Source organism: Bergeyella anatis (genome assembly GCF_036016955.1).
Taxonomy (GTDB): domain Bacteria; phylum Bacteroidota; class Bacteroidia; order Flavobacteriales; family Weeksellaceae; genus JAYWXI01.
The window spans coordinates 1-3,322 of the sequence record NZ_JAYWXI010000043.1 but is presented as its reverse complement, the minus strand read 5'-3'; the positions used below and the strand labels follow the sequence as shown (position 1 = coordinate 3,322).

Here is a 3,322-nt window from a genome sequence, read left to right as displayed (position 1 = left end):
TTATGGTAATAAGATGCTGAAACAAGAAAGTTTCTTTTTTGAAGATATAGTATCGCAAGCCAATATTCCTTTGCCATCAGGGGTGATGTGGGTTGGGCTTGATGTTTCTGATGCTCAAACCATCGAAGATTTATTACTTTATATCACTATCAATAACGAATATCAAAAAGAGTTATTTTATCATTACCTCAAACAAGTGAAAGTTATCTTTAATGGTAAAGATTATAGGCTTTATCGAGGATACAATATTCCTCAGAATTTGAATATTTCTGGGATAATGAAAGATAATTACAATGAGGTTAAAACCCTTTATAATGAAGTAAATCAGCATTTTGAACCTTATTTTTATACAATAAAAGGAATACTTAAGACCGATATAGAGGCTCAGTCTCAAGAGGGACAAGAAAAAATAAACCTCGTAGAAAAGGAATTATTTACCCAATATTTTACACAAACAGAAATTGCTAATGAAGAAAATATAGCTTGGATAAAGTTTGAATTTTCAGAGATAATTACCCCAGAGATACTCCAAAATGTCCGAGTAGCCATTAATTGTGTCCCTGTAATCAACAATATTCATACCGAAGTAACTAAGCGAATCAAAGGTAGCTTTAACTTATTTCCGATTGTAGGAGAAGGTGTATTTTTAGGGTTGGACTATGTGAAAGATGACTTTGGAAATCGCTTAGACACGAGAAAAGAATCAAATGGAGCTAATGATATTACCGCTGTGCTTAGAAGAAATGGAGTTTCTCGATTTGATAGCCGAAATGCCTTAGAATTGCTAAATTATGTTTTAGAGTTAATTAAAGATGAAACCGCAGCATTTTCTTCAGTTATCAATCAATCTAATGTTCAGGAGCTTCATCACATTCAGCAAAATTTGGCCTCTTTGGAGCAGACTATTAAAGAGCAAAATATTACGGTTTCTGACAATCCCTATCTTGTTATATCAGGAGCTAATAATAGAGAGATAGACATCAACTGTCATATTTCTTATTGGCATACTTATGCCGAGCAAGCCAATGCTATTAAAGCTGGGTCGGTACTAAAAGTGTCTTCCTCTGATAAAGCAACCCCTACTGGAAATGCCATAATGTTATTGCCTTCCTTTGGAGGAAGAAAAAGTTTATCCCCAGAAGAGCGAATACTTGAATATAGATATGCTATGCTATCAAGAGGTCGTATTGTTACTGAAGCCGATATTGAAGTTTTTGCTTGGAAACATTTTAAAAATACCATTACCCAAATAGAAATCAAAAAGGGAACGCAAAAAGAAGTAGGTATCAAAAACGGTTTTAGTAGAACTTTGGATTTATATATCACGAAGAGCACTACCAATCAGATTAGTAATTCAGAGTGGAAATACCTATGTGATAGTTTTCTCATTCAATTAAAAAACAATTCAGCCAATGTCTATCCCTATCGTATATTTGTAATTTAGAAGTAGGGTATTTTAAGAAAATTAACTGAATTTATTTGTTTTTATGTTTCTGATTTACAATGATATAAAAATAAATTCATTGTTTTTCATTAAATTTCTTTGAAAAAATTTGGATATTTGAAAAATAGGATTTAACTTTGGAGGACAAGATGAACCTATAAGTGTATCTTATTGAAATCCTGATAGAAAGAATTTATTACAAGCGAAGTTTGAGGTTTTGATTACAGATAGATTTATTTACATCCCATAATTGGTTATATTATTGTTTAATTTTTAAATATATTTATTATGTCATTTAAAGCAAAATTCAAAGTAGCTGGTAAGGAGAGAAATATCCTTGCCATAGATTTCGGAATGTTACAAGAAACGGATGCCACAGGTAGACCATCATCAGTAACAAGAGGAGGGAAAGTAAATATCACGGTGGAAGGGACAGGAGAAACAGACCTTTTCGAATGGATGACCAATTCTTTTGAGCGTAAAGACGGAAGCATTGTTTTTCTAAAGAGAGATAGCGAAGCTACCTTAAAGGAGTTGAAGTTCAAAGAGGCTTATATTGTGAAATATAAGGAGGAGTTCGATGCGTCAAGTGATACGCCGTTAACGGAGGTTTTCACGATTTCTGCTAAAGAGATCGAGTTGGGTAATGCCAAGCATATCAATGAGTGGGTATAATCAAAACGAATTAACTTTAAAATCAGAACATTATGTCTTTTAAAGCAAAATTAAAAGTGGCAGGTAAAGAATATAATCTATTGGGTGTGTCTTATGGTTTATTTCAAGAAACAGATGCCACAGGTAGACCCTCTACAGTTACACGAGGAGGAAAGATAGACTTAGTAGTAGAGAGTACAGGTGAAACAGATTTTTTTGAATGGATGACCAATTCTTTTGAGCGTAAAGATGGTAGTATCATATTCTTTAAACGCGACAGCGAAGCTACCCTCAAAGAATTGAAATTCACGGAAGCTTATATCGTAAAACATAAAGAGATTTTTGACTCTGTAGGAAAGCAACCCCTTAAAGAGCAGTTTACACTATCAGCAAGAAAGATAGAGATGGGGACAGGAGCTTATGAAAATGAGTGGGTATAATTGCTAAGACCGAAACTTTGCTTTCTTTTAAAGCAAAAGCAAAGTATCAATATTTGAGGTAGGTGGCTGGAATAGGTTGCCTACCTTTATTTTTATATCAATATACTAATTAAGTTCAACTTAAATTCAAAAATATATGTCTTTTTTAGCCAAACTCGAAATAGATGGTACTACCTACAATGTACTAGAATGCAAGTATAAATTCAAACAAAATTATAGTGAAACAGGAAAGCCTATGGGATTGCCCCAAGGTGGCGATATTTACCTTCGTATCGAAAGTAAAGGAAGTCCGGAGTTCTTTGATTGGATGATAGACCCAAGCCATACGAAAGATGGAAAGATTATTTTTTACCGAAGAGATGCGATGAGTAAACTACAAGAAATAAAGTTTAAGAAAGCTTTTTGTGTAGCCTTTTCAGAACATTTTAACGCAATAGATAAAGAACCTTTACAAATAGAAATGACCATTTCTACACATGTATTCGATCTGAATGGTACTGTGCATGAGAAGCGTTGGAAGAAATAAAAATGAACCCTTTTAATCCTAAACACTATGACTAATAATCCTTTGAATAATCCGGACCATCCTCTTCACATCAAGACCTATCAAGACTTTTTAGCCGATGTGAATAACCCCGTGGTGATGCCCACGCTTTATATAGGTGGCAAACCTTTTTTGGAACGAGAGCATTTTAGGGTAGAGATACATCAATACACAGGCAAGCACGATGAATTTACCATTATTGTATCCGATGAAGTGGTAGATGACTTCTATGGATTTTTA

The 3,322-nt window shown here is 33.8% G+C and carries 4 protein-coding genes and 1 pseudogene; all 5 read left to right on the top strand.

Features of this window, described 5'->3' with window-relative positions; translation table 11 throughout:
- A partial coding sequence (locus tag VQ048_RS11905) for a hypothetical protein (RefSeq protein WP_327611886.1) occupies positions 1-1,444 on the top strand: 1,444 nt, incomplete at its 5' end.
- A 288-nt stretch (positions 1,445-1,732) separates the two neighbouring features.
- Positions 1,733-2,119, top strand: a complete 387-nt coding sequence (tssD, locus tag VQ048_RS11900) for a type VI secretion system tube protein TssD (RefSeq protein WP_128500738.1) — start codon at positions 1,733-1,735, stop codon at positions 2,117-2,119.
- 32 nt (positions 2,120-2,151) lie between these two features.
- Positions 2,152-2,538, top strand: coding sequence for a type VI secretion system tube protein TssD (gene tssD / locus VQ048_RS11895; RefSeq protein ID WP_327611885.1), 387 nt, complete (start codon positions 2,152-2,154; stop codon positions 2,536-2,538).
- A gap of 136 nt (positions 2,539-2,674) precedes the next feature.
- Entirely contained in the window at positions 2,675-3,064 is a 390-nt protein-coding gene (tssD, locus tag VQ048_RS11890) for a type VI secretion system tube protein TssD (RefSeq protein ID WP_327611884.1), read from the top strand.
- 27 nt (positions 3,065-3,091) lie between these two features.
- Positions 3,092-3,322 (top strand): annotated as a pseudogene (locus tag VQ048_RS11885) (hypothetical protein); the annotation flags it as partial.

Bases quoted from the DNA above. Each gene is read 5' to 3' on its own strand.
- tssD (WP_128500738.1), top strand. From the start codon at position 1,733: ATGTCATTTAAAGCAAAATTCAAAGTAGCTGGTAAGGAGAGAAATATC.
- tssD (WP_327611885.1), top strand. From the start codon at position 2,152: ATGTCTTTTAAAGCAAAATTAAAAGTGGCAGGTAAAGAATATAATCTA.
- tssD (WP_327611884.1), top strand. From the start codon at position 2,675: ATGTCTTTTTTAGCCAAACTCGAAATAGATGGTACTACCTACAATGTA.